Source organism: Nocardioides sp. P4_G10 (assembly GCF_056401175.1).
In genome coordinates this window covers 289,638-313,832 of record NZ_JBFUJV010000003.1, presented here as the reverse complement: position 1 = coordinate 313,832, position 24,195 = coordinate 289,638, and the positions used below count along the sequence as shown (strand labels likewise).

Genomic DNA, 24,195 nt, shown 5'->3' with positions numbered 1-24,195 from the left:
GTTGAACCAGTCATGAAGAAGATCGGGTTCCTGAACTTCGGCCACTGGACCGACTCGCCGCAGTCCGCGGTGCGGACGGCGTCCGACACGCTCCTGCAGTCCATCGACCTCGCCGTCGCCGCCGAGGAGCTCGGTGCCGACGGCGCGTACTTCCGGGTGCACCACTTCGCCCGGCAGCTCGCCTCGCCGTTCCCGCTGCTCGCCGCCGTCGGCGCGCGCACCAGCCGGATCGAGATCGGCACCGGCGTGATCGACATGCGCTACGAGAACCCGCTCTACATGGCCGAGGACGCCGGGTCGGCCGACCTCATCGCCGGCGGCCGGCTGCAGCTCGGCATCAGCCGGGGATCACCGGAGCAGGTGATCGAGGGCTGGCGCTACTTCGGCTACGCCCCCGCCGAGGGTGAGGACCAGGCCGACATGGCCCGACGCCACACCGAGGTGCTGCTGCAGGTGCTGGAGGGGGAGGGGTTCGCCCAGCCCAACCCGCGCCCGATGTTCCCCAACCCGCCGGGCCTGCTGCGCATCGAGCCGCACTCCGAGGGCCTGCGCGACCGGATCTGGTGGGGTGCCGCCTCCGACGCCACTGCCCGCTGGGCCGCCGAGAAGGGCATGCACCTGATGAGCTCGACGCTCAAGGCCGACGAGACGGGCGAGCCGTTCCACGTCCAGCAGCGCAAGCAGATCGAGGTCTTCCGCGAGGCGTGGCGCGAGGCCGGGCACGAGGCCGAGCCCCGCGTGTCGGTGAGCCGCTCGATCATGCCGATCACCACCGACCTCGACCGGATGTACTTCGGGCACGAGGGCACCAGCTCCGACCAGTTCGGCCAGATCGAGGCCAACCTGCGCGCGGTCTTCGGCAAGACGTACGCCGCCGAGCCCGACGTGCTGGTCAAGGAGCTCGCGGAGGACGAGGCCGTCGCCACGGCCGACACCCTGCTCCTCACCGTGCCCAACCAGCTCGGCGTGGACTACAACGCCCACATCCTCGAGACCGTGCTCACCGACGTGGCGCCCGCCCTCGGCTGGCGCTGACCCCCCACCCCCCTCACACGAAGGAACTGAGCCCATGGCACGCATCACCGTCCTCGGCGGCAACGGATACGTAGGCGCGGCGGTCGTCGCGGAGGCGCGCAAGCGCGGGCACGACGTGACGGCAGTGAGCCGTACGGCACCGTCCTCGCCGGTCGCCGGCGCCGACTACGTCGAGGGCTCGGTGCTCGACGCCGACGTCCTCGAGCGCACCACCGCCGGCCGTGACGTCGTCCTCGTCGCGCTGTCACCGCGCGGCGACATGGCCGGCAAGGTCGAGGGCGTCGTCGAGCAGCTCATCGCACGCCTGGCCGGCACGTCGACGCGCTTCGGCTACGTCGGCGGCGCGTCGTCGCTGCTCGCCGAGGAGGGCGGACCGCGCCTGTGGGACGTCACCAAGGACCACGTCCCCGACGACGTGAAGCCCGAGGTGCAGACCGGTCTCGACACGTTCGCGTTGTGCCAGGAGAGCCCTGAGTCGCTCGACTGGTTCTACGTCAGCCCGCCTGCGGACTTCGGGTCGTGGCTCGGCACGGAGTCGAAGGGTGCCTACGTCCTCGGCGGCGACGTGCTGCTGCGCGACGCCGATGGTGCGTCGACGATCTCGGCCGACGACCTCGCGCTGGCGATCCTCGACGAGATCGAGACGCCGACGCATCACCGGAGCCGGTTCACCGCGATCAGCTGACGCAGAGCCAGGCAGGACTCAGGGGGCGGCCGCCCGCAGCTTCTCGAGCAGCGGGCCGGCCGCCTCGCTGATGAACCGGTCCTGGCCCTCGTCGCCGACCTGCACGAGGGCGACGTCGGTGAACCCGACCTCCCAGTAGGCCGAGACCGCCTCGACGACCTTGTCGAGGTCGGGTCCGCACGGGATCGACTCGGCGACGTCCTCGGGCCGGACGTACGTCGTCGCGCCGGAGAAGCCGGCGGGGGTGGGCAGGTCGGCGTTGACCGACCAGCCGCCACCGAACCAGCGGAACTGCTCGTGCGCCCGCGCGACCGCGACGTCCTCGTCGGGGTCCCAGCAGATCGGGATCTGGCCGACTGCGCGCGCGTCCCGGCCGATGCGCGGGGCGCCGTCGACGCCGTTCCAGGTCTCGATGATGTCGGCCTCGGGCTCGGTGGCCACGAGGTGGTCGGCCAGTGGGGCGAACCGCTCGATCGCGCGCTTGCCGCCGACGGCGACCCCGATGTCGACGCCCTCCTCGGGCAGGTCCCAGATGCGGGCGGAGTCGACCTGGAAGAAGTCGCCGCGATGGTCGACGAGCTCACCGGTGTGCAGCGCCCGGATGACCTCGATCGCCTCGGCGAGCATGTCCTGCCGCTCGGCGATCGCGGGCCAACCCTCGCCCACGACGTGCTCGTTGAGGTTCTCGCCGCTGCCGAGGCCGAGGGTGAACCGACCCTCGGCGAGGATCTGCAGCGTCGCGGCCTTCTGCGCGACCACGGCCGGGTGGTAGCGCAGCGTCGGGCACGTCACGTAGGTCATCAGGCCCACGCGCTCGGTCGCCTGCGCCACGGCACCCAGCGTCGTCCAGGCGTACGGCGCGTGCCCCTGCTCGGTGAGCCACGGCGAGAAGTGGTCGCTCATCACCTCGAAGTCGAAGCCGGCCCGCTCGGCGGCGACGGCGTACGACACCAGCTCCCGCGGGCCGCTCTGCTCGGTCATCAGGGTGTATCCGAAGCGCGTCATCACTCGACCGTAGCCAGCCGGATGGGCGCGCCCACCACCCGGCGAGGTGAGGTGGCCCTTGGGGTGCACTGCTTGTGTGGAAGGTCCCCGACGACGCAGGAGGTTGCTCATGAGCGGCACGGACGGCACGGACGAGAAGAGCAAGGACCAGCAGGACGGGCAGGTCTCGGAGATGGTGCCGGACGCCCCCGAGCCGATCAGCTCGGGCGACTCGGTCGCCGGCCAGCCGGACCCGCATCCCGGCGAGGTCGACGAGGGGGCCCAAGGCCCCAATGCAGTCCCGGACGACCCCACCGGCGAGCACCCCCACAAGCCCTGAGGCGCGAGGAGGACCACGATGACCTACCAGGTCGGATACTTCGTCGGCAGCCTCTCGTCGACCTCGATCAATCGTCGGCTGAGCCAGGCCCTCATCGCGCTGGCCCCCGACGACATGGAGTTCACCGAGATCCCGATCGGCGACCTCCCGCTCTACAGCCCGGACTTCGATGCCGACTACCCGCCGGAAGCGCGAGCACTCAAGGACGCCATCGGCGCCTCGCAGGCGGTGCTGTTCGTGACGCCGGAGTACAACCGCTCGATCCCGGGTGCCCTGAAGAACGCGATCGACTGGGCGTCGCGGCCGTGGGGCCAGAACTCCTTCGACCACATGCCGGCGGCGGTGATCGGCGCGTCCATCGGCTCGATCGGCACCGCGGTCGCACAGCAGAGCCTCCGGGCCGTGCTCAGCTTCTGCAACGCACGCCAGATGACCGCGCCGGAGGCCTACATCCGGCTCGAGGAGGGCACGATCTCCGACGACGGCACGGTCAACGACGAGTCGCTGCGCCAGGTCCTCACCGAGTTCATGCAGGAGTTCCGCACCCACACCGAGCGGGTGCTGACCGTCCTGCCGCGCTCCACCTGACCGCATTCGCCCGGCTCCGGTAGAAACGACGACATGAGACCAGTGATTGTCGTCGTGGGTGCCGGGCCGGGCGTGAGCGGGTCGGTCGCGCGCCGCTTCGCCGACGAGGGCTACGACGTGGGGCTCCTCGGCCAGGACCAGCAGGTGCTCGACCAGCTGGTGACCGATCTCGGCGCCCGCGGTGCGACCGTCGGCCACGCGTGCGTCGACGTCACCGACGAGCAGGCGGCGCGCGACGCCGTACGCCGCTTCGGTGAGCACACCGGGCGCATCGACGTCCTGCACTTCAACCCGAGCGCCTACCGCGAGAAGGACCCGCTGACCCTCACGGTCGCCGAGCTGGTCGAGGACGTCGCGCTCGGGGTGGGCGCCCTGCTGACCGCCGTGCAGGCAGCGCGGCCCTTCATGTCCGCCGGCGGGCGGATCAGCGTCACCGGCAGCATGGCGGCCGACGAGCCGTCGGAACGCGCCGCGTCGCTGGGGGTGCAGAAGGCGGGCGTGCGCAACCTCGTCCACAGCATCGACCAGACGCTGGCCGGCGAGGGGATCCGGGCCGTCTCCGTCACCGTGCGCGGGGCGCTGGCGCGCGAGGGTGCGTTCACCCCCGACCGGGTCGCCGACGCGATCTGGGACGCGGTCGCGACCGACGACGCCGACTGGCGCAGCGAGGTGCCCTACAGCGGCTGACCGGCTCAGTCCGACATCGGCTTCTGGAGGTTGAGCACGACGACGGCGACCGCGATCAGCGGCACCACCAGGGTCCACCCCGTCGCCAGGACCCCCATCATGCTGCCCACGCAGATGAGGGTGCGCCCGACGTTGGGGTGACGGGAGGAGACGGCCATGCCCGAGAGCACCAGCGCGCCGCCGGCGACCAGCGAGCCCAACCAGAACCACAGCCCTCCGTCACCGGACGTCACGGCGCGGACGGACTCCGCGATGCCCGCAGCGACGTACAGCAGACCGAGTCCCAGCGTCAGCCAGAACCTGAGGCGGGGTCGGTCCATGGATCAGCGTAGGGCTGGCGACGGTCCTCCTGCCCCGTGATCCAGACCAGTGCCGGTCAGTGCATCCAGCGGACGCCGAACCAGGCGCGCAACCAGGCGCGCATCCGGAGGATCTCGGCGTGCTGGGCGTCGCGGATGTCCGCGGCCAGGGCGGCGACCTCGTCGTGGTCGAACAGCCGCGACGCCAGCCCGCGCTGCGACATCATCACCGCCGCCATGTGGTGACCGACCATGTCCTCCAGGAACGTCCGGTCGAGGCGATCCCCGGAGAGGCCGGTCAGGTCGCGCATCATCGGCTCGTAGTCCACGTCCGTCGAGTCGTCGGGGTACCACTGCGCCAGCCAGGACTCCATCTGCGCGACCTGGACCGACTGCGCCGCGACGATCCTCTCGCCGAAGCGGCGCATGACTGCGCAGTCCGACCGTCGCAGCTCGCGCGCCGCGACGATCGCCTCGTGGTGGTGGGCCACCATCTCGGCGAGGTACTCCTGCTCGCTCGCAGCGGCGACGTGGTGCCCGGCCGCGAAGCCGGTCATGTGGCTGGGCCCGCCTCGCTGGCCGCCCAGGTGTCCGGCGAGCTGGCCGTCGGACATCATCGGGTGCGACCAGCCGTCGTCGTCGTGCGCCGTGACCGCGGCGCTCGCCCCTGCGCCCACCAGAGCGGCCGCGACCACGGCCGCGACGATCGTGCGCCTCATGTCGCTCGCCTCCTCGACACCAGCGTGCGCCCGCGCGACCGGCGTACGTCAGGGCACGAGGTCCCGGAGGTGGGGGCCGAGGGTCACGGGTGCGTCAGCGCTTGCGGCCCACCAGCAGGTAGGCGAGCGGGCCGACCGGCTGCACCGACAGCGCCGGCGCCCACAGCAGCTTGGGTCCGCGCACGAGCTCGGCGGGGCGCTGCTTGAGGTCCTTGGCGCACCAGGCCGTGACGGCGACCTCGACGATCCCGGCCACGGCGACGATCTTCTTCTGCGTGGGCGTCATGTCGCCCCAGGACTTCTTCTGTGCCATGACCGCAACCTACCGGGAGGGCACCGGACCCCTCACGCACCACCGAAGCCGCTGAGCAGCAGCCAGAAGACGACCACCCCCACGGCCGCGGCCAGCAGCCCCCACCACGCACCGGTCATCGCCCGGCGCCCGGTGGTCGCGTCCTCGCGGGCCAGCCCTGGAAGCGCGATCGTCACCGCGGCGCCGATCGCCGCCATTGCCACGAGCTGCACGGGGACGATCCAGTTCTCCGTGCCCTGGCCGTCGAGGACGGACGCCGCCGCCGGCAGGCTGAGGATGCCGAGGACGAGCAGGACGACGATCCCGACGACGCGCTGGGCGGCTCTGGTCACGGCGTGCTCAGGCCTCCTTGGCGACCAGCGTCAGCACGTCGTACGTCGCGACCGGCTCGTCGTCCTGGTTGGTCACCAGCGCGTCCCAGCGGACCTCGCCGTAGTCGGCCGAGGAGCGCGGGGTGATCTGCTTGACCGTCAGCGTCACGCGGATCGAGTCACCGGCCTTGACCGGGGTCAGGAAGCGGAGGTGGTCGACGCCGAAGTTGGCGAGCACCGGGCCAGGAGCGGGGTCGACGAACAGCCCGGCCGCCATCGACACGATGAGGTAGCCGTGGGCGACGATCCCGCCGAAGAGCGGGTTCTGTGCGGCCGCCTCGGGGTCGGTGTGGGCATAGAAGGTGTCGCCGGTGAAGTCGGAGAAGTGGTCGATGTCCGCTCGCGAGATCACCCGCGACTCCGAGGCGATCGTGTCGCCGACCTCCAGCGTCGCGAGCGAGTGGCGGAAGGGGTGCTCGGGCGTCTCGTTGCGGTGCGAGCCGCGCGTCCAGCGGCCGGTGATCGCGGTGAGCATGTCGGGGGAGGCCTGGATGGCGGAGCGCTGCATGTGGTGGAGCACGCCGCGCACGCCGCCGAGCTCCTCTCCGCCGCCGGCGCGACCGGGGCCGCCGTGGACCAGCATCGGCAGGGGAGAGCCGTGGCCCGTCGACTCGGGGGCGTCGTCGCGGTCGAGCACGAGGATCCGGCCGTGCCACGGCGCGAGGCCGAGCACCAGGGTGCGGGCGACGTCCGGGTCGTGGGTGACGACCGAGCCGACCAGTGAGCCCTTGCCGCGCGCGGCGAGCGTGACCGCCTCGTCGAGGCTGTCGTACGACATCACGGTCGACACCGGTCCGAAGGGCTCCACGTCGTGGGGCTCGACAGCACCGGCGCGGGCCTTGAGCAGGACGGGCGACATGAACGCGCCGCGCTCGCCGTCACCGGCGAACCCCGTGGTCGCGGCCGGGTCGCCGAGGACGACCTCGGCCGAGGAGCGCAGGGCCTCGACGGCCTTGCGGACCTCCTCGCGCTGCCCGAGCGAGGCGAGCGGGCCCATCCGCACGGACTCGTCGCCTGGGTTGCCGACCGTGATCGTCGCGAGCTTCGCTCCGATCGCGTCGGTCATCTCGTCGGCCACCGCCGACGGCACGATGACGCGACGGATGGCCGTGCACTTCTGTCCCGCCTTGGCGGTCATCTCGGTGACGACGCCCTTGACGAACAGGTCCCACTCCGGGTCGCTCGACGTGACGTCGGGCCCGAGCACCGAGCAGTTGAGCGAGTCGGCCTCGACCTGGAGCTGGACGCCGCCGTGGAGCACCGACGGGTGCTGGCGCAGGATCCCCGCGGTGTGCGCGGAGCCGGTGAAGGCCACCGAGTCCTGGACGCCGAGGTGGTCGAGCAGGTCGCCCGCCGATCCGGCGAGCAGCTGGAGCGAGCCCTCCGGCAGGATTCCCGACTCGACGATGCGGCGCACGACGAGCTCGGTGAGGTAGGCCGTCTGGCTGGCGGGCTTCACGATCGTCGGGAGGCCGGCGATGAAGGCCGGCGCGAGCTTCTCGAGCATGCCCCAGACGGGGAAGTTGAAGGCGTTGATCTGCACGGCGACGCCGGGTCGCGAGGTGTAGACGTGCTGGCCGAGGAAGACGCCGGTGCGGCCGAGCTGCTCGAGGTCGCCGTCGCACGCCACGTGGGCGTTGGGCAGCTCGCGGCGGCCCTTGGAGGAATAGCTGAACACCGTGCCGAAGCCGCCGTCGATGTCGATCATCGAGTCGCGTCGGGTCGCGCCGGTGGCCAGCGACAGCTCGTAGAACTCGTCCTTGAGCCCGGTCAGGTGCGTGGCCAGCTCCTTGAGGAGCAGCGCGCGCTCGTGGAACGTCAGCTCGCGGATCGCCGGTCCGCCGACCGTGCGCGCGTGGTGCGCCATCGCGCCGAGGTCGAGGCCGGCGCTGGAGATCCGCGCGACCTCCTCGCCGGTGGCCGCGTCCAGGAGCGGGTGGCCCTCGGTGGAGGCGGCGTACCACCGTCCGGCGGCGTAGCTCTCGAGCAGTCGGGTCACGGGGGTCTCCCTCGGATCGGGTGCGGTTCGTCAGAGCAGCCGGTGTTTGCGCGCCGGAGTGACTGGTGACACACTAATAGCAGACCGATCGGTCAGTAAATGCGGTCGGAGCCCCCACGTCGCCCCTGTGCCGGAGGACGGATGACACTCACCGAGACGCCCACCGAGCGTGACCTCGAGGCCGGGTTCGAGGCCACGGTCGCGCGCAACGAGCGGATCGAGCCGCGCGACTGGATGCCGGAGGGCTATCGCAAGACCCTCGTGCGCCAGATCGCCCAGCACGCCCACAGCGAGATCATCGGCATGCAGCCCGAGGGCAACTGGATCGGCCGCGCGCCGAGCCTGCGGCGCAAGGCCATCCTGCTGGCCAAGGTGCAGGACGAGGCCGGCCACGGGCTCTACCTCTACTCGGCCGCCGAGACCCTCGGCGTCTCCCGCCTCGAGCTCACCGAGCTGCTGATCGCGGGCAGGCAGAAGTACTCCTCGATCTTCAACTACCCGACGCTGTCCTACGCCGACGTCGGCACGATCGGCTGGCTCGTCGACGGCGCCGCCATCTGCAACCAGGTGCCGCTGTGCCGCACCTCCTACGGGCCCTACGGCCGCGCGATGATCCGCGTCTGCAAGGAGGAGTCCTTCCACCAGCGCCAGGGCTACGAGCTGCTCGCCACGATGATGCGCGGCACCGAGGAGCAGCGCGCGATGGTGCAGGAGTCGGTCGACCGGTTCTGGTGGCCGGCGCTGATGATGTTCGGCCCGCCGGACGACGCGTCGCCCAACACCGCCCAGTCGATGGCGTGGGGCATCAAGCGCCACACCAACGACGAGCTGCGGCAGAAGTTCGTCGACATGTCCGTGCCGCAGGCCGAGGCCCTCGGCGTCACCCTCCCCGACCCGGAGCTGCGCTGGAACGAGGAGCGTGGCCACCACGACTTCGGCCAGCCCGACTGGGACGAGTTCATGGAGGGCGTGAAGGGCAACGGTCCCTGCAACGCCCAGCGGATGACCCACCGCCGCCGCGCCCACGAGGACGGCGCCTGGGTGCGCGCGGCCGCGACGGCCTACGCCGCCAAGCAGGTGTCGGCATGAGCGAGCTCAGCGCCGAGGGCGGCCACGGCGCCGTACCCCTGAAGGACGTGCCGACGGGGGAGGGCGTCACGCCGCCCGAGCCCGAGTGGCCGCTCTACGAGGTCTTCGTCCGTGGCAAGCGCGGGCTCAACCACGTCCATGTCGGGTCGCTCCACGCCGCCGACGACCGGATGGCCCTGCTCCACGCACGCGACGTCTACACCCGTCGCAACGAGGGCGTGAGCATCTGGGTGGTGCGCGCCGACGCGATCACCGCCTCGAGCCCGGACGAGAAGGACCCGATGTTCGCCCCGAGCGGCGACAAGGTCTACCGCCACCCGACCTTCTACGACATCCCCGACAACGTCCCTCACATGTAGATCACCCCACGAGGAACTGATGGACTCCCACATCGCGACACCAGCAGAGGACGAGCACGACAACGCCTACGCCGGCCTGCTCGTCAACGACGCCCACTGGGCCTTCGGCACCGACTTCGAGGACCCGCTCGCCGGCGTCGACACGACGACCCCCGACGGCGTCGACGCGCCGACCCTGGCGGCGTACGCCCTGATGCTGGGCGACGACGCGCTCGTGATGTCGCACCGGATCTCGGAGTGGACGAGCAACGCGCCCGACCTCGAGGACGACATCGCGCTGTCCAACATCGCGCTCGACCTGCTCGGCCAGGCGCGGCTGCTGCTCGCCCGTGCCGCGAAGGCGGACGAGTCGGTCGTGCCGGTGCTGCCCGAGGGCTCCCCGGCGCCGCCGGAGGACGCGATCGCGTACTTCCGTGAGGCCCACCAGTTCCGCAACGTCCGGCTCGCCGAGCTCGTCAACGGCGACTTCGCCGACGCGGTCGTGCGGGTGCTGCTGTTCTCGGTCTGGCGGCTCGCGACCTTCGAGCGCCTCCGCGCCAGCCGCGACCACGTGCTGGCTGCGGTCGCCACCAAGGGCGTCAAGGAGCTGGCCTACCACCGCGACTACTCGGCGCGGTGGTTCGTCACCCTCGCCCAGGGCACCGACGAGTCCCGCCGCCGGCTGCTGGTCGCGCTCGACGCACTCTGGCCGCTGTGGCCCGAGCTGTTCGACACCCACCCGGTCGAGTCGGCCGCTGCGAGGTCCGGCGTCGGCGTCGACCCCGCCGCGGTCCGCGAGGCCGCCGAGGACGTGCTCGACCAGGTGCTCGGAGCAGCAGGCGTGCCCCGCCCCGAGGCGCCCCGACGTGCCGGGGTGCTGGGCCGCACCGGCCGCGACGGGATGCACGGCGAGGCGCTCGGGCGGATGCTCGCCGAGATGCAGTCCGTGGCCCGTGCCCACCCGATGGGTCAGTGGTGAGTGGAGTGAGGCTGATGAGTCGTACGACGGAGCGCGCTCGTCGCGTCGCTGAGCGGGTCACCGACCCCGAGCTGCCCATGCTCACCCTGGTCGACCTCGGCGTGCTTCGCGACGTCGACGTGGTCGGCGACTCCCACGTGGTCGTCGACATCACGCCGACCTACTCGGGCTGCCCGGCGATGGCGACGATGCGCGACGACCTGGTGCGCGAGCTGCAGGGGGCCGGCTTCGACCGCGTCGAGGTGCGCGTGAGCCTCGACCCGGCCTGGACGACCGACTGGATCACCCCGCAGGGTCGCGCCGCGCTCGCGGCAGCCGGCATCTCCCCTCCCGGCCCGGCGCCCTCGACGTCCGGCCCGATCCCGTTGACGCTCCAGCCGACCGCGCGCCAGGTCCGCTGCCCGCAGTGCGACTCGCCCGCAACCGAGCTGGTCTCGGAGTTCGGCTCGACGGCCTGCAAGGCGCAGTACCGCTGCACCTCCTGCCTCGAGCCCTTTGACCACGTGAAGGAGATCTGAGCCGTGGCGCCCAGTCCCAGCCAGACCTTCCACCACCTGACGGTGCGCGACGTCGAGCCCCTGACCGACGACTCCGCCGCCGTCACCTTCGACGTGCCCGACGACCTGCGCGAGCTGTTCGCCTTCGAGCCGGGGGAGTCGCTGACGCTGCGTCGCATCGTCGACGGCGTCGAGCACCGCCGCTCCTACTCCATCTGCGCGCCCGCCGGCGGTGCGCCGCGCATCGGTGTCCGCGAGATCCCCGGCGGGATGTTCTCGTCGTGGCTCATCCGCGAGGTCGGCCCGGGCGAGCCCGTCGAGGTGGCCCCGCCCACCGGCAGCTTCCGCGCCGACCCGGCGAGCCCGGGCCGCCACCTGTGCATCGCCGCCGGCTCCGGCATCACGCCGATGGTCTCGATCGCGGCCTCCGTCCTCGCCAACCCGGCCAGCACCGTCACGCTGCTCTACGGCAACCGCGAGACGACCTCGGTGATGTTCGCCGAGGAGCTCAGCGACCTGAAGAACCTCCACGGGCCGCGCTTCGACCTCGTCCACGTGCTGTCCCGCGAGCCCCGCGACGTCGAGCTGTTCTCCGGCCGCCTCGACGCCGACCGGCTCCGGCGGCTGCTGCCGCTGAAGGTGCACCTCGCCTCTGTGGACCACGTCTGGCTGTGCGGGCCGCACGGCCTCATCGAGGACGCACGCACCGTCCTCGCCGAGCTCGGCGTGCCGAAGGAGAAGGTGCACTTCGAGCTGTTCTACGTCGACGAGCCGCCGCCGGAGCTGCGTCACGCCGACCGGGTGGTCGAGGGCGTGACCAGCGACGTGACGGTCGTGCTCGACGGACGTACGACGACCACGTCGATGCCGCGCGACGCGACCGTGCTCGACTCGGCCCAGGCCGTGCGCAGCGACCTGCCGTTCGCCTGCAAGGGCGGCGTCTGCGGCACCTGCCGGGCGAAGGTCGTCGACGGCGAGGTCGAGATGGTGCGCAACTACGCCCTCGAGCCCGAGGAGGTCGAGCAGCAGTTCGTGCTGACCTGCCAGACCTTCCCGGTCAGCGACGCCGTCACCGTCGACTTCGATGCCTGACGCCGCACCGCCCGACGCGACGTCGGAGCAGGCCCGCGCGATGTGGGCCGCCGATGCCGCCAGCGCCGCGCTCGGGATGCGGCTCGTCGAGCTCGGCCCGGGGGAGGCGCGGGTGTCGATGGTCGTGCGGGCCGACATGGTCAACGGCCACGACCTGTGCCACGGCGGCCTCATCGCGAGCCTCGCCGACTCGGCGTTCGCGCTGGCCTGCAACTCCCGCGGACCCGTGACCGTTGCCGCCGGCTTCGAGGTCGACTTCCTCGAGCCCGCCCGCCTGGGCCAGGTGCTCGACGCCCACGCGCGCGAGGTGGCGCTGCGCGGCCGCAGCGGCCTGTACGACGTCACCGTGCGGGTCGAGGACACGGTCGTGGCCGAGTTCCGCGGCCGCAGCCGCTCGTTGGCTCCCCGCACCTGACCGGACCGCGCCGCGGGGCACTTCCCGCGCTCGTCGTTCAGCTCTACCGTGGGACGGGTCCGTGCGTGCCGGGAGGTCGGTCATGAAGGTCCGGTGGTTGCTGTCGTCGCTGGTGGCACTCGTGCTCGCCGTGCCGCTCGTCCTGGCGCTGGGTCCTGCGTCCTCCGGCGCCGAGCGAGCGTCGTCCGCACCCACGACACCGGTGCTCGTCGCCGTGCGGGCGGCCCATCGCGACGGCGTCGACCGGGTCGTCTTCGAGTTCAGGGGCGGCCTGCCCGCGAAGCGTGAGGTCGACTACGTCGACCGGCTGTTCGCCGACGGCTCCGGCCGCCGCGTCCGCGTCGCCGGCCAGGCGCTGCTCCGGGTGCGCTTCGAGCGCGCCCAGGCGCACACCGACGACGGCTCGCCGACCGCGGCGCCCCGCCGCGTCGCGTACGCCCTGCCCAACGTGATGACCGCCGTCCGGGCGGGCGACTTCGAGGCGGTCACGACGTACGGCCTCGGGCTGGCGAGGCGCACGCCCGTCCGCGTCACGACGTTGCCGGCGCCTCCGCGAGTGGTCGTCGAGGTGGGCGCCGGGTTCGCCACCGTGCAGCGCAAGGTGTGGTTCCTCGACCGGGACCGGTTCGTCGAGGACCAGGAGCCGTTCTTCGTCGCCGTCCGTCGCCCGGTGGTCCCCGGCGCACCCGCCACGGGGCTGATGGACCGCCTCTTCGCCGGCCCGCTGGCGGGGGAGCGGTCGCGCGGCCTGCGGCTGCTGCGCTCCGGCGCCACCGGGTACGACGACCTCACGGTCGCCGGCGGCACGGCCGACCTGCGGCTCACGGGCCGCTGCCGCAGCGGCGGCGCCACGGTGAGCATCGCCGGCGAGGTGCTGCCGACCCTCGAGCAGCTGCCGACCGTCGACCGCGTCGTGCTGCGCGACGCGGCCGGGAGCACGCTCGACCCCGACGGGCCGGGCGACTCGACCCCCGCCTGCCTCGAGCCCTGAGTCGACAGGGCCGTCAGGCGCGGTGTCGGACCAGGCCGTCGAAGGCGAGCGTGGTGATGGTGTCGGCGAGCGCGTCGACGTCGCTGCCGTCGCGGAGCCACTCCGTCATCGAGTTGACCATCCCGAACAGCAGCCGGCTGGCGAGCAGCGGGTCGATGTCGGCGCGGATGGCGCCGGTGTCGGCGGCCTCGCGCACCATCTCGGCGAGCCGGTGGTCGATGTCGCGGCGGCGGGCGAGGGCGTTCTGCTCCGCGGGGGTGTTGCCGCGGACGCGCAGCAGCAGGGTGACGGCGGGCAGGTGCTCCGCCAGCACGACGACGCTGCTGCGCACGGCGGCGCGCAGCCGCTCCTCGGGCGTGTGGGACGTGTCGGCGTGCACGGTGTCGAGCGCGGTCGTCAGCTCGTCGAGCGCCTCGTCCAGCGCCCGCTCGAGCAGGTGCTCCTTGCTCGGCACGTGGTGGTAGATCGCCGACTTCGTCAGCCCGAGCTCGCGAGCCAGGTCGCCCATGCTCGCGGCGTCGTAGCCTTGCCGGTTGAAGAGCTCGATCGCGACGCGCAGCACCGTCTGCTGGTCGTGGCCGGGCCGGCCCCGTCGTACGGGCTCTGACATGGATGAACGTTCTCACGACCCACCACGCGCGACCGGAGGACCACACCGTGATCGACCTGACTCCCCAGCCCGGCGACCTGGACCCGATCGAGACCGCCCCGGTCGAGGAGCTGCGCGCGCTGCAGCTCGAGCGGCTCCAGTGGTCGGTGCGGCACGCCTACGACCACGTCACGCACTACCGCCGCGCCTTCGACGAGGCCGGCGTCTCACCCGACGACGTGCGGTCGCTGGAGGACCTGGCGAGGCTGCCGTTCACCACCAAGGCCACGCTGCGCGACAACTACCCCTTCGGCATGTTCGCGGTCCCGCGCGAGGACGTCGTACGCCTGCACGCCTCCAGCGGGACGACCGGCAAGCCGACCGTCGTCGGCTACACGCGCGACGACCTCGCGATGTGGGCCGACGTGGTGGCGAGGTCGATCCGGGCGGCGGGCGGGCGGCGCGGGATGGTGCTGCACAACGCCTACGGCTACGGGCTCTTCACCGGCGGGCTGGGCGCGCACGCGGGGGCCGAGCGGCTCGGGTGCACGGTCGTGCCGGTCTCCGGCGGCATGACGCAGCGCCAGGTGCAGCTGATCCGGGACTTCGAGCCCGACATCATCATGGTGACGCCGTCCTACATGCTCTCGATCCTCGACGAGCTCGAGGCGCAGGGCGTCGACCCGCGCTCGACCTCGCTCAAGGTCGGCATCTTCGGCGCCGAGCCGTGGACCAACGACATGCGCCGCGAGATGGAGCAGCGCACCGACATGCATGCGGTCGACATCTACGGCCTGTCCGAGGTGATCGGCCCCGGCGTGGCGAGCGAGTGCGTCGAGACCAAGGACGGCCTGCACGTGTGGGAGGACCACTTCTACCCCGAGGTCATCGACCCCGTGACCGGCGAGGTGCTGCCCGACGGCGAGGAGGGCGAGCTGGTCTTCACCACCCTCACCAAGCAGGCGATGCCGGTGATCCGCTACCGCACCCGCGACCTGACCCGGCTGTTGCCCGGCACCGCGCGCAGCATGCGCCGGATGGAGAAGATCACCGGTCGCACCGACGACGTGATCATCCTGCGCGGGGTCAACCTCTTCCCGACGCAGATCGAGGAGATCGTGCTCGGGATCCCGACCCTGTCCCCGCACTTCCAGTGCCACCTCGACCGCAGCGGCAACCTCGACACGCTGACGGTCCGCGTCGAGCGACGCGACGCCACGACCGACGCGGAGGCAGCCGCCGCGCAGACCGAGCTGGCGCAGCGGATCAAGGCGTCCATCGGAGTCAGCGTCGGGGTCGACGTCGTCGACGTGGCCTCGATCGAGCGCTCGGTCGGCAAGATGCGGCGGATCGTCGACCACCGCGCGGCGCGCTGACCGGGGATATTTACCGGCAACGGGCCGGCGGGGGCTACAGTGGTCGCAGCGTTTCAGACGCCGTGCCGCTGTGATCACCCCCGATCCGCCGGACACCGCGCACCTGGCGCCCGCTCCACACCTCCACGCCGTGGCGTGCAGGCAGAGCCGCACGGGCTCGCCTGCTCCACGACGCGTACCCCAGTCCGGGAGGACCACCTTGGCCCAGCGCCAGCGTCAACGCGGCAGTCGCCGCACCCCTGCGCACGCCCGTCACAAGGACAACGAGGGCATCGTCCCCGTCCTGGCCCGCGCCGTGCGTGAGCTCGAGTCGGCCGTCCAGCGTGGCCCGCTCGCCCCCGGGCAGCGGGTGCGCTTCCAGGTGGTCGCGCTGCTGGTGCGCGAGCACCGCACCGACGTCCGCGCCTCGACCGAGCTGACCGACGCCCAGAAGGCCGACGAGCTCAAGCGCCTCGACGGCATCGCGACGATCCTCGCCAAGACCGCGACCCGCGACCCCTCCCTCTTCGGCCTGCTCTCCGAGGAGTCCGTCGTCACCGACTCCGCCCGCGACCTGCGCCTGGAGATGCTGCGCAAGGCGGGCGTCGAGGTCGCCCCCGACGAGCCGAAGCCCGACGACGAGGCCGGCCCGGGGCTCGGCGAGCGCCGCGTCGTGCCGCAGTCCGTCCTCCAGCACCAGCTGGCCAACCCCTTCCTCGTCCCCGACTTCGGCATCGGCCGCGAGCGCCGCAGCGTCCACGGACGGCTGTCGTCGTGGGAGCTGCTCGGCCCCCTGTTCCGCTCCTTCGAGCTCGGCGGCTCCTCCTCGTGCATGGACCTGCCGGAGGCCACCTCGCTCAACGCCCCCGGCAAGCTCGAGCTGATGCCGCACCAGGCGCGCATGATCGCCGCCGCGGCCGAGGGGCACCGCACCTTCCTCCTGGCCGACGAGCCCGGCCTCGGCAAGACCGCACAGGCGCTGCTCGCCGCGCAGGCCGCCGACGCCTACCCGCTGCTCGTCGTGTGCCCCAACGTCGTCAAGACCAACTGGGCCCGCGAGACCGAGCGCTGGACGCCCCGCCGCCGCGCCACCGTGATCCACGGTGACGGCGGCCAGGTCGACGCCTTCGCCGACGTCATCATCGTCAACTACGAGATCCTCGACCGGCACGCCGGCTGGCTCGGCTCGTTCGGCTTCCGCAGCATGGTGGTCGACGAGGCCCACTTCATCAAGAACAAGACGTCGCAGCGCTCGCGCCACGTGCTCGAGCTCTCCGAGCAGCTCCGCGCCCGGACCGCCCGCCCGCTGCTGATGGCGCTGACCGGAACCCCGCTGATCAACGACATCGAGGACTTCCGCGCGATCTGGCAGTTCCTCGGCTGGGTCGACGACAACAAGCCGCTCGCGCGGCTGATGGAGTCGCTGGAGGAGACCGACCTGACCCCCGCGGACCACGCGTTCTACCCCGCGGCGCGCAAGGCGGTCATCGACATGGGCATCGTGCGGCGTCGCAAGGTCGACGTCGCCGAGGACATCCCGGCCCGCCGCATCGCCGACATCCCGGTCGAGCTCGACGACGAGGACACCCGCTCGATCCGGGCGGCCGAGGAGGACCTCGCCCGGCGCCTGGTCCAGCGCTACAAGGCCGCGCTGGAAACCCGTCGTACGGGCTCCGTCGTCGACGGCGTCGACCACGAGCTCGTGCGCCGCGTCGCGACGTGGGAGCGCGAGGAGATGGACCAGGGCACGGGCGGCGAGAACGTCTTCTCCATGTTCCGCCGCATCGGCCGGGCCAAGGCCGGTCTCTCCGCCGACTACGCCGCCCAGCTCGCGCGCAACGTCGGCAAGGTGGTCTTCTTCGCCCGCCACGTCGACGTCATGGACATCGCCGAGGACACCTTCACCCGCCGCGGCCTCAAGCACACCTCGATCCGCGGCGACCAGACCCCGCGCGCCCGCGAGCGCGCGATCGAGTCGTTCGTCAACGACCCCGACGTCCAGGTCATCGTCTGCTCGCTGGCCGCCGCCGGCGTCGGCGTCAACCTGCAGGTGGCGTCCAACGTCGTGCTCTCGGAGCTGTCGTGGACCGACGCCGAGCAGACCCAGGCGATCGACCGCGTGCACCGCATCGGCCAGAGTGACCCGGTGACCGCGTGGCGCATCATCGCCGCGCAGACCATCGACACCCGCATCGCCGAGCTGATCGACTCCAAGGCCGGCCTCGCCGCCCGCGCGCTCGACGGCTCGGACGAGGAGGTCGGGTCCTCGGCCAACATCCAGATCGAGGCCCTGGTCGCCCTGCTCACCGACGCGCTGGAGCGCGAGCTCGGCTGATCAGGGACAACGGCCCTTGTCCGAGCGGGTCGGCTCCGGTAGGTCTTGAGTCATGAGTGAGGACCGCGAGACGTATCTCGACATGTCCATCGACGACGAGGACCAGCTCCAGCCCAGTGACACGCTGGACGACGGCGACCTGGAAGACGTTCTCGACCGGGGCTACTCGCCGCCCGACCGCCCCCCGAAGGGCTACGAGGACTACCCGACCGAGGCGGAGACGCGCCAGGGCGAGTCGCTCGACGAGCGGCTGGCCGAGGAGGAGCCCGACGTCGATCCCTATGCGGAGGACGACCGGGACGACGACCGCGAGGACGAGAACGCCCTCGACGAGCAGCTCGGCCTCGACGAGGCCGACGAGCGCACCGGCCGCCTGGTCGCGCCCGACTCCGGGCTGGGGGAGGACGTCGACAAGCAGGAGCTCGCCCACGACGTGGGCATCGACGGTGCCGGCGCCTCCGCCGAGGAGGCGGCCATGCACATCACCCGCGAGCCGGAGCCGCCGGAGGACGACGACTTCTGAGCGGCGACACCGTCTCCTTCCGGCTCTGGCCGCCGGTCGCGATCGGCGTACCCCTCCTCGTCGGGCTCCTCGCCACGGCGAGGTGGGGTGACCCGGTCGGGCTCGGCAGCTGGCGGGTGCCGCTGGGCTGGGCGCTGCTGGCGGCCTTCGCCGTCTGGAACGGCTGGTCGCTGTGGCTCTTCGCCCGCCACGAGACGGGGCTGCTGCCCGGAGGAGCGGTTCCTCCGCGAGCGCTTCGGCGAGGAGTACGACGCCTACGCCCGCCGGGTGCGCCGCTGGCTGTGAATCGGGCCCGTGCTGTGCCGCGGCACCTCGTCGTCACGTGGCGAGTGCGGGGAAGCTCCACGCTCCGGTGAGGATCTCCGGTCGCGGGCGGTACAGGCGGACCAGGTAGTTCCAGCCGTCGGTGATCGGCAGCGAGTTGCGTGCGGGGTCGCCGTCGCCCCCGAAGCGGACCGTGACGCTGCCGTCGTCGTTGCGAGCGGCGGTGATGCTGTTGATGCTGTACGCGTCGCGCTCGTTGGGCTCGAAGTAGCCCTCGGCGTTGTAGACCGAGATCGACCAGAACCCGTCGACCGGCACGTCGGCACCGACGGTGAGCTCGTACTCGTCGACAGGCAGGCCGGGCGAGACCCCGACGTAGGTGGCCTCCGCGTCGGGGAGTCCACCCCAGCCGGCGGCAGACCCGATCAGGTGGTGCACCGGGTCGACGTCCGGTCGCCTCCCGAAGCTCGACTCGAAGCTCGTCATGTCGGCGGCCAGGGCCAGGAGGGCCCGGCGGGTGCGGTCCAGGCTCGCGGTGTCGTAGTCCGGCGGAACGAAGGTCCGGCCGGCTGCGACGTCGAGGAGGAGCTGGTCCTGCAGGGAGGCCACCGCTGCCAGGTCGTCCGGGTCCTGCGGGTCGACCAACGTGCGGGCGGCGAGCACCACGTGGGCGCTGCCGAGGTCCTCGGCCGTGAGCTCGTAGGTGCCGGCGTCGTGGAGGACCTGGTTGATGTGGTGGTCCTCGTTGACCGCCATCACCGACAGGTACCGAGCCCCGGCGTCCGGGACCGTGAGCGTCGCTCCAGCGGCGACGTCGACCACCGCGAAGCTGTAGAGCGTGTCGCGGTTCATCCGGATGACGGTCTGCTTGTCGACCGACGCGGGTGCGCGGTTGTGCGCGAACCGGTTGATGCCGCCCGCGTCACGCTGGAGGTCGGCCATCATGCGGTGCGTCTCGGCCCGGGCGAAGTTGTCGACGTTCACGTGGATCGCAGTCACGTCGCGATCCTCGACGACCCGCTGCGTCACCTGCTCACCCGTGCCGGGGGAGGCCGCACCACGGCGCACCGACCTAGGTTCCGAGGGCGTCGGACTGGGCGCGCCCTGTGGAAGGAAGCCATGACCCCGGACAGCCACGCGCGCACGATGCTTCCGATCCCGGACCGTCCCGCCCCCGGCCTGACGACGTACGACGCCAAGGACCCGGACACGTCGTACCCGCCGATCGAGCCGCTGCACCCGCCGGCCGGGGCTCCGAACGTGCTGGTCATCCTGCTCGACGACGTCGGCTTCGGTGCTTCGAGCGCGTTCGGTGGGCCGTGCCGGACGCCGACGGCTGAGCGCCTGGCCTCGGGCGGGCTGACCTACAACCGGTTCCACACGACCGCCCTGTGCGCGCCGACGCGGCAGGCCCTGCTGACCGGGCGCAACCACCACTCGGTCGGTATGGGGAGCATCACCGAGACGGCGACGTCGGCACCCGGCCAGAGCTCGTTGCGCCCGAACACCAAGGCGCCCCTGGCACTGACGCTGAAGCTCAACGGCTACTCCACCGCCCAGTTCGGCAAGTGCCACGAGGTGCCGGTCTGGCAGACCTCGCCGATGGGACCGTTCGACGCCTGGCCGTCGGGCGGTGGTGGCTTCGAGACCTTCTACGGCTTCATCGGTGGCGAGAACAACCAGTACGACCCGGCTCTGTACGACGGGACGACTCCCGTCGAGCCGCCGGCGACCGCCGAGGAGGGCTACCACCTCACCGAGGACCTCACCGACCATGCCGTGAGCTGGATGCGGCAGCAGAAGGCGCTGATGCCCGACAAGCCGTTCTTCGTCTACTACGCGCCCGGTGCCACCCACGCGCCGCACCACGTGCCGAAGGAGTGGGCGGACAGGTACGCCGGGCAGTTCGACGACGGGTGGGACGTCCAACGTGAGCGCACCTTCGCGCGGCAGCAGGAGCTCGGCGTGGTCCCGGCTGACACCGAGCTCACCGCCCGCCACGACGAGATCACGGCGTGGGACGACATGCCCGACGAGCTCAAGCCGGTGCTGGCTCGGCAGATGGAGGTGTACGCCGGGTTCCTCGAGCACACCGACGACCAGGTCGGACGGTTGATCGACGCCCTGGAAGAMCTCGAGGTCCTCGACGAAACGATCGTCTACTACATCATCGGCGACAACGGTGCTTCTGCCGAAGGAACGATGAACGGTGCCTTCAACGAGATGGCCAACTTCAACGGGATGGCCGCGCTCGAGACGCCGGAGTTCCTGCTCTCGAAGATCGACGCGCTCGGCCTGCCGGAGTCCTACAACCACTACTCGGTCGGGTGGGCGTGGGCGATGAACACGCCCCTCCAGTGGACCAAGCAGGTCGCGTCGCACTGGGGTGGCACCCGCAACGGGACCATCGTGCACTGGCCCCGCGGCATCGAGGAGCGAGGTGGTCTGCGCTCGCAGTTCGCCCACGTCATCGACGTCGCCCCCACCATCCTGGAGGCGGCCGGGCTGCCCGAGCCGACCATGGTCAACGGTGTGCTGCAGGCGCCGATCGAGGGCACCAGCATGCTCTACAGCTTCAACGAGCCCGAGACCCCGGAGCGTCACGACCTGCAGTACTTCGAGATGTTCGGCAACCGTGGCATCTACCACCGGGGCTGGAGCGCGGTCACGAAGCACAAGACCCCGTGGATCATGGTCGGTGGCGAAATGCCGGCCTTCGACGACGACGTCTGGGAGCTCTACGACGGCAACCACGACTTCAGCCAGGCCCGTGACCTCGCTGCGGACGACCCCGAGATGCTGGCGAAGCTCCAGCGGCTGTGGCTGATCGAGGCCGCGAAGTACGACGTACTGCCTCTCGACGACCGCGGTGCCGAACGCCTCGACTCCGAGACGGCGGGGCGCCCGACCCTGATCCGGGGCAGCTCGCAGCTGTTCTTCCCCGGGATGGGCCGGCTGTCGGAGAACAGCGTCGTCAGCATCAAGAACAAGTCGTTCTCGGTCACCGCGGACGTCGAGGTCGGCGACCGCGGCGCCGAGGGCGTGCTGATCGCTCAGGGGGGACGCTTCGGCGGCTGGGCGTTCTACGTCAAGGACGGCCGGTTGAAGTTCGTCTACAACGTCCTCGGGATCCACGAGTTCGCGACCACGGCGGACTCCCCGGTCCCGGCGGGCAGGCACCAGCTGCGCGTGGAGTTCGCGTACGACGGGGGAGGACTCGCCAAGGGCGGCGACGTCACGCTCTACTGCGACGGCACTGCCGTCGGCACCGGCCGGGTCGAGGCCACCCAGGCGATCATCTTCTCCGCCGACGAGACCACCGACATCGGCCACGAGACCGGCACCTGCGTCACACCTGACTACACGCCGGCCACCAGTCGCTTCACGGGTCGGATCAGCTGGGTCCAGATCGACCTCGGCGACGACGACCACGACCACTTCATCGATCCCTCGGAACGCCTGCGCGTGGCGCTGTCGCGTCAGTAGGCGACGTCCTGACCCTCTCGACGGGTCGGGTCCGAGCTCAGCAACAGCTCAGAGCTGGGCGACAACGGCCGCGACCGGCCCCATGACGTCGGGCCGGAACGTCATGGGCTCTGGTCGTCTCAACAGCCGCACACCATGACGTTGCCTAAGCCTTGCCGCCAACCGGATGGTTCGGCACGCCGTCGAGGTAGGGGCGCTCGGGCCAGCGGAAGTAGTCGTCCGGCTTGCGTCGCCACTTCTGCGTGAACGGGTGCCAGCCGGGGCCGTCCCAATGCTGGAGCAACCCGGGTTTGTACGGCGAGGGGTAGAACCCGGGCGGTGGGACGTCTCGGTCGGGCTCGCGCAGCACGGCGCCGCCACGCCCCAGCCGCCACAGACCCGGGAACGCGGAACGTGAGGTGTACCCGGCCACGAACTCCTCACGCTCGCGGGCCCCCAAGCGCCCCATCATCCAGAACGCGCCACCGCCACCGACCGCCACCGTGGCCGCGTACAAAGGTCCCGGCGTGGTGTCCGGGAGCACTATCACCAACAGGATGGTGCCGAAGAACATGCCGATGCCGGTGAGCAGCATCGCCTGCGCGGACAGTCCGGGCAACCGCTGTGGCGGGCTCGCGGGTGCAGGGGTTGGCAGCAGGCCGAGCCGCTGCGCGGCCAGGTAGCCGGGCGCCGTCTGGGGTCGGTGCTTGGCCTTCGCCCCGTAGACCTCCCAACCCTGGATTTGTTGGACCTCTCCATCGGGCAGCGGCGGAAGCACCGGCTGGGTCCAGTCGAGGACGGACGTGTCACCACCGCCCCCGAACACCTTCACACGCAGTCCCGAGGCTCTTGAGCCAAGGTGTCCGGCGCGCGCACTCGCGCGTCGTGCGGGCTCGGACAAGTGGACCCCCGTTGCATCGGGCCACCCTAGAAGCACGGATCCGGGCGCCGGAGCAGAACGGAGCAACACCGTGCCGGACACTCACGGTCTGTGYCGCGGACTGTCCCGGCGTGACAAGGAGCGACCTGCTGCGACGCGAGCGCCCGTGGATCACCTCGTTCCCCCTCGCGCTCCTATCGCTGGTGCGCGCGAAGGGGTTCGCGGTCCGGGCTGGTCGCCATGCTCGCGACGGTCGCCGACGGTGCGGTGCGGGGCCAGGTCCAGGCGAACCGCACGATGAGCGCGAGGACGACCAGCTCGAGTGCGACCCCGAGTCCGTAGAAGTACAGGTAGAACCCGCCTGCCACGTTGAAGACCGTGAAGGGGACGAAGAGCGCGGCGGCGACGAGGTTCGTGATGCGGTTCGCCCTGGCCGGCAGCGTGGTCGACAGCACGATCATGAACATCGGGATGGCCAGGACGGTCAGGACCGTGGCCGAGAAGGTCTGGGAGAGGTCGAACTCGTAGACCTTGCCGTCGAGGATGTCGTCGACGACGCCGGGCGTGTAGAAGCCGAGGATGTCCACGTAGGCGTACAGGAACATGAAGCTCGTCCACGCTGCGGCGAGCTTGGCCCGCACCGGGATCGGCTGGTCGTCCAGTGTGGCGGTGGTGGTGGGTGGACGTGTTGTCATCGTGGGCTCCGTCGTTGTGGTGAGGATCGGTAGGTCCACGATCGCGGTGCCCGGCGGCGGGCGCCTCGGCTCGGAGGCCGGAGCTCGCCCAGCCGATCGGCGCGCTCTCTCGGTCTTTCGGCCGGTACGCCGAGGTGCGCCGGTCCCGGCTGGCGCCGGGATCACCCAGGTTCCACCCGCTCGCGGAGGCCTCCGGCCAGCCACGAGATCGTGACGAGATCGATCGCCTCGCCAGCGACGGCGACCAGCCACTTCCTCCGGACGGGTCCCATCCGTAGTCGCAGGCGGACCCGCGACGACCGTGGGTCCAGGGGCGCGACCGCGATCGCCCACGTGACCTCCATCCGGCCCCGACGGGAGGTGTGGACGAGCGCGTGTGGCGGGTCGATCTCAGCCACGGTGAAGGTCTCGTCCCGGCCGCCGTAGTCGGGGATCACCGACCCCACGACGAGGTGCTGCCAGCGCTGATCGACGTGCCGCGACGCGCGCCGTGCTCGGGGCACGAGTCGCTCGACGCGGTGCGTCATGTACCAGCCGGCCCGACCTTTGCCGAGCTGCACCAACCACGGCCACACGTCCTCCGGCGGCGCGCGGAGAGTGAACGCTCGGTCCATGACTGCGTCGGGACGCGGGATCAGCACGTCCCCGGGCATCGGTGAGTCGACCTC

Annotated in this window: 27 protein-coding genes; 16 read left to right on the top strand and 11 right to left on the bottom strand. The window is 71.4% G+C overall.

The window, feature by feature from the left end:
* The first annotated feature begins 12 nt into the window (after window positions 1–12).
* Together AC1DP1_RS07090 and AC1DP1_RS07085 are read left to right on the top strand one after the other, a co-directional pair.
* Window positions 13–1,035, top strand: coding sequence for an LLM class flavin-dependent oxidoreductase (locus AC1DP1_RS07090; RefSeq protein ID WP_191195037.1), 1,023 nt, complete (start codon window positions 13–15; stop codon window positions 1,033–1,035).
* Between the two features lie 34 nt (window positions 1,036–1,069).
* Window positions 1,070–1,720, top strand: a complete 651-nt coding sequence (locus tag AC1DP1_RS07085) for an NAD(P)-dependent oxidoreductase (protein ID WP_477506257.1) — start codon at window positions 1,070–1,072, stop codon at window positions 1,718–1,720.
* A gap of 18 nt (window positions 1,721–1,738) precedes the next feature.
* On the opposite strand, the gene AC1DP1_RS07080 is transcribed toward AC1DP1_RS07085, so the two are convergent.
* Window positions 1,739–2,725: an LLM class F420-dependent oxidoreductase gene (locus tag AC1DP1_RS07080; protein ID WP_477506256.1), complete on the bottom strand. Its 987-nt coding sequence runs from the start codon at window positions 2,723–2,725 to the stop codon at window positions 1,739–1,741.
* Between the two features lie 109 nt (window positions 2,726–2,834).
* On the opposite strand from AC1DP1_RS07080, the gene AC1DP1_RS07075 reads away from it, so the two are divergent.
* Genes AC1DP1_RS07075 through AC1DP1_RS07065 form a run of 3 tightly spaced genes read left to right on the top strand, consistent with a single transcriptional unit; the run spans window position 2,835 to window position 4,319 of the window.
* A complete protein-coding gene (locus tag AC1DP1_RS07075; protein WP_477506255.1) occupies window positions 2,835–3,044 on the top strand; it encodes a hypothetical protein in 210 nt (69 codons plus the stop codon).
* 18 nt (window positions 3,045–3,062) lie between these two features.
* Entirely contained in the window at window positions 3,063–3,632 is a 570-nt protein-coding gene (locus AC1DP1_RS07070; RefSeq protein ID WP_477506254.1) for an NADPH-dependent FMN reductase, read from the top strand.
* 33 nt (window positions 3,633–3,665) lie between these two features.
* Window positions 3,666–4,319, top strand: a complete 654-nt coding sequence (locus tag AC1DP1_RS07065) for an SDR family oxidoreductase (RefSeq protein WP_457187762.1) — start codon at window positions 3,666–3,668, stop codon at window positions 4,317–4,319.
* A 5-nt stretch (window positions 4,320–4,324) separates the two neighbouring features.
* Here the strand turns inward: AC1DP1_RS07065 and AC1DP1_RS07060 are convergent, their stop codons facing one another.
* The 5 genes from AC1DP1_RS07060 to paaZ form a co-directional block, all read right to left on the bottom strand.
* Complete coding sequence (locus AC1DP1_RS07060; RefSeq protein WP_457187760.1) at window positions 4,325–4,639, bottom strand: hypothetical protein; 315 nt, start codon at window positions 4,637–4,639, stop codon at window positions 4,325–4,327.
* Window positions 4,640–4,695: 56 nt separating this feature from the next.
* Window positions 4,696–5,337: a DUF305 domain-containing protein gene (locus AC1DP1_RS07055; RefSeq protein WP_477506253.1), complete on the bottom strand. Its 642-nt coding sequence runs from the start codon at window positions 5,335–5,337 to the stop codon at window positions 4,696–4,698.
* A gap of 94 nt (window positions 5,338–5,431) precedes the next feature.
* Complete coding sequence (locus AC1DP1_RS07050) at window positions 5,432–5,650, bottom strand: hypothetical protein (protein ID WP_457187759.1); 219 nt, start codon at window positions 5,648–5,650, stop codon at window positions 5,432–5,434.
* Between the two features lie 32 nt (window positions 5,651–5,682).
* Window positions 5,683–5,982 (bottom strand): hypothetical protein, encoded by a 300-nt coding sequence (locus AC1DP1_RS07045; protein ID WP_477506252.1) that lies wholly within the window; start codon window positions 5,980–5,982, stop codon window positions 5,683–5,685.
* Between the two features lie 7 nt (window positions 5,983–5,989).
* Window positions 5,990–8,020 carry a phenylacetic acid degradation bifunctional protein PaaZ gene (gene paaZ / locus AC1DP1_RS07040; RefSeq protein ID WP_477506251.1) on the bottom strand — a complete coding sequence of 677 codons (2,031 nt, stop codon included), beginning with the start codon at window positions 8,018–8,020 and terminating at the stop codon, window positions 5,990–5,992.
* Between the two features lie 141 nt (window positions 8,021–8,161).
* Here paaZ and paaA point away from each other — a divergent pair, with 141 nt between their 5' ends.
* The 7 genes from paaA (at window position 8,162) to AC1DP1_RS07005 (ending at window position 13,421) form a co-directional block, all read left to right on the top strand.
* On the top strand, window positions 8,162–9,109 hold the full coding sequence (paaA, locus tag AC1DP1_RS07035) for a 1,2-phenylacetyl-CoA epoxidase subunit PaaA (protein WP_477506250.1): 948 nt from the start codon (window positions 8,162–8,164) through the stop codon (window positions 9,107–9,109).
* A complete protein-coding gene (paaB, locus tag AC1DP1_RS07030) occupies window positions 9,106–9,468 on the top strand; it encodes a 1,2-phenylacetyl-CoA epoxidase subunit PaaB (protein ID WP_477506249.1) in 363 nt (120 codons plus the stop codon). Before paaA ends, paaB begins: the two co-directional genes overlap by 4 nt.
* Window positions 9,469–9,487: 19 nt before the next feature.
* On the top strand, window positions 9,488–10,426 hold the full coding sequence (gene paaC / locus AC1DP1_RS07025) for a 1,2-phenylacetyl-CoA epoxidase subunit PaaC (RefSeq protein WP_477506248.1): 939 nt from the start codon (window positions 9,488–9,490) through the stop codon (window positions 10,424–10,426).
* A 14-nt stretch (window positions 10,427–10,440) separates the two neighbouring features.
* On the top strand, window positions 10,441–10,944 hold the full coding sequence (gene paaD / locus AC1DP1_RS07020; protein WP_477506247.1) for a 1,2-phenylacetyl-CoA epoxidase subunit PaaD: 504 nt from the start codon (window positions 10,441–10,443) through the stop codon (window positions 10,942–10,944).
* A gap of 3 nt (window positions 10,945–10,947) precedes the next feature.
* Window positions 10,948–12,015, top strand: a complete 1,068-nt coding sequence (gene paaE, locus AC1DP1_RS07015; protein WP_477506246.1) for a 1,2-phenylacetyl-CoA epoxidase subunit PaaE — start codon at window positions 10,948–10,950, stop codon at window positions 12,013–12,015.
* The gene (gene paaI / locus AC1DP1_RS07010; RefSeq protein WP_477506245.1) at window positions 12,008–12,430 is read left to right on the top strand and encodes a hydroxyphenylacetyl-CoA thioesterase PaaI; all 423 of its coding nucleotides are present in this window, start codon (window positions 12,008–12,010) and stop codon (window positions 12,428–12,430) included. The genes paaE and paaI overlap by 8 nt, the downstream gene beginning before the upstream one ends.
* Before the next feature lie 82 nt (window positions 12,431–12,512).
* Window positions 12,513–13,421, top strand: a complete 909-nt coding sequence (locus AC1DP1_RS07005) for an AMIN-like domain-containing (lipo)protein (RefSeq protein WP_477506244.1) — start codon at window positions 12,513–12,515, stop codon at window positions 13,419–13,421.
* Window positions 13,422–13,434: 13 nt separating this feature from the next.
* Here the strand turns inward: AC1DP1_RS07005 and AC1DP1_RS07000 are convergent, their stop codons facing one another.
* The gene (locus AC1DP1_RS07000) at window positions 13,435–14,031 is read right to left on the bottom strand and encodes a TetR/AcrR family transcriptional regulator (RefSeq protein ID WP_457187740.1); all 597 of its coding nucleotides are present in this window, start codon (window positions 14,029–14,031) and stop codon (window positions 13,435–13,437) included.
* A gap of 47 nt (window positions 14,032–14,078) precedes the next feature.
* Between AC1DP1_RS07000 and paaK the strand changes: the two genes are divergently transcribed.
* The 3 genes from paaK (at window position 14,079) to AC1DP1_RS06985 (ending at window position 18,223) form a co-directional block, all read left to right on the top strand.
* Complete coding sequence (gene paaK / locus AC1DP1_RS06995; protein WP_477506243.1) at window positions 14,079–15,386, top strand: phenylacetate--CoA ligase PaaK; 1,308 nt, start codon at window positions 14,079–14,081, stop codon at window positions 15,384–15,386.
* A 199-nt stretch (window positions 15,387–15,585) separates the two neighbouring features.
* Entirely contained in the window at window positions 15,586–17,700 is a 2,115-nt protein-coding gene (locus AC1DP1_RS06990) for a DEAD/DEAH box helicase (RefSeq protein WP_477506242.1), read from the top strand.
* A 52-nt stretch (window positions 17,701–17,752) separates the two neighbouring features.
* Entirely contained in the window at window positions 17,753–18,223 is a 471-nt protein-coding gene (locus AC1DP1_RS06985; protein WP_477506241.1) for a DUF5709 domain-containing protein, read from the top strand.
* 318 nt (window positions 18,224–18,541) lie between these two features.
* Here AC1DP1_RS06985 and AC1DP1_RS06980 read toward each other — a convergent pair whose 3' ends face one another.
* Window positions 18,542–19,486 carry a DUF1214 domain-containing protein gene (locus AC1DP1_RS06980; RefSeq protein WP_477506240.1) on the bottom strand — a complete coding sequence of 315 codons (945 nt, stop codon included), beginning with the start codon at window positions 19,484–19,486 and terminating at the stop codon, window positions 18,542–18,544.
* Between the two features lie 120 nt (window positions 19,487–19,606).
* Here AC1DP1_RS06980 and AC1DP1_RS06975 point away from each other — a divergent pair, with 120 nt between their 5' ends.
* Window positions 19,607–21,973, top strand: a complete 2,367-nt coding sequence (locus AC1DP1_RS06975) for a sulfatase-like hydrolase/transferase (protein ID WP_477506239.1) — start codon at window positions 19,607–19,609, stop codon at window positions 21,971–21,973.
* A gap of 145 nt (window positions 21,974–22,118) precedes the next feature.
* Here the strand turns inward: AC1DP1_RS06975 and AC1DP1_RS06970 are convergent, their stop codons facing one another.
* The 3 genes from AC1DP1_RS06970 to AC1DP1_RS06960 all read right to left on the bottom strand — a co-directional run bounded on the left by AC1DP1_RS06970 (window position 22,119) and on the right by AC1DP1_RS06960 (window position 24,141).
* A complete protein-coding gene (locus AC1DP1_RS06970; protein WP_477506238.1) occupies window positions 22,119–22,784 on the bottom strand; it encodes a hypothetical protein in 666 nt (221 codons plus the stop codon).
* Between the two features lie 242 nt (window positions 22,785–23,026).
* The gene (locus AC1DP1_RS06965; protein WP_477506237.1) at window positions 23,027–23,527 is read right to left on the bottom strand and encodes a DUF6326 family protein; all 501 of its coding nucleotides are present in this window, start codon (window positions 23,525–23,527) and stop codon (window positions 23,027–23,029) included.
* A gap of 161 nt (window positions 23,528–23,688) precedes the next feature.
* Window positions 23,689–24,141: a hypothetical protein gene (locus AC1DP1_RS06960; protein ID WP_477506236.1), complete on the bottom strand. Its 453-nt coding sequence runs from the start codon at window positions 24,139–24,141 to the stop codon at window positions 23,689–23,691.
* Between the last annotated feature and the right edge of the window lie 54 nt (window positions 24,142–24,195).